Raw genomic sequence first — 745 nt, forward strand, 5'->3', positions numbered from 1 at the left:
GTCGCGCAGCCCGCCCGCCGCGGCCGGTCAGGCGCCAGCCCGGCCGGCCGCCTGCTCGGCCGTGAGGGTGTCGGCGCTGCGGGTGCGGGCGGTCTTGGCCCACCCGTTGCGCCCGCGCAGCACGCGCACCACCGCCCACCAGCCGGCGACGTACCACAGCCACGCGTACAGCACGTACAGGTGCGCCAGCAGCACCGCCGCCGGGCCGCTCACCGGGGTGCGCGAGCGGTACACGTGCGCCAGCACCGGGACGAAGGCGAACGTGAGCGCGTAGAACCCCAGCAGCGCGAGCACGTCGGTGTCGCCCACGGCCCGCTGGGCGCGGTTCGGGTCCACGAGGAAGAGCAGCCCCAGCAGCCCCAGCAGCACCGGCAGCAGGCTGGTGAGCAGGATGGCGAACGGGGCCAGCAGGTGGTGCAGCACGTCCAGCGTCGTGCGGATCCCCAGCGAGGAGCGCAGCAGGAGCGGGACGCGCTGCAGGCACTGCAGGTTCCCCTGGAACCAGCGGGCGCGCTGGCGCAGCAGGCGCCCGGGGGAGACGACGGCCTGCTGGGCGACGTAGGTGGTGTGGCAGTACTTGTTCTCCCACCCGACGACCAGCAGCCGCAGCCCGAGGTCCAGGTCCTCGGTCAGGCACGGCGTCCACGGGGCCCAGCCCAGGTCGCGCAGCGCGCTGAGCCGCGTGAACTGCCCGTTCCCGCCCAGCCCCACGCTGCCCACCCGCATGCGCCCGGCACCACCGGGG

The 745-nt window shown here is 75.3% G+C and carries 1 protein-coding gene; it reads right to left on the minus strand.

Going from position 1 to position 745, the window contains the following annotated elements:
- Positions 1–27 precede the first annotated feature (27 nt).
- A partial coding sequence (locus tag GTR00_RS22060; RefSeq protein ID WP_205706419.1) for a glycosyltransferase occupies positions 28–745 on the minus strand: 718 nt, incomplete at its 5' end.

Origin of the sequence: Kineococcus indalonis (genome assembly GCF_009906395.1) — a bacterium.
In the GTDB taxonomy this organism is placed as follows: Bacteria; Actinomycetota; Actinomycetes; order Actinomycetales; family Kineococcaceae; genus Kineococcus; species Kineococcus indalonis.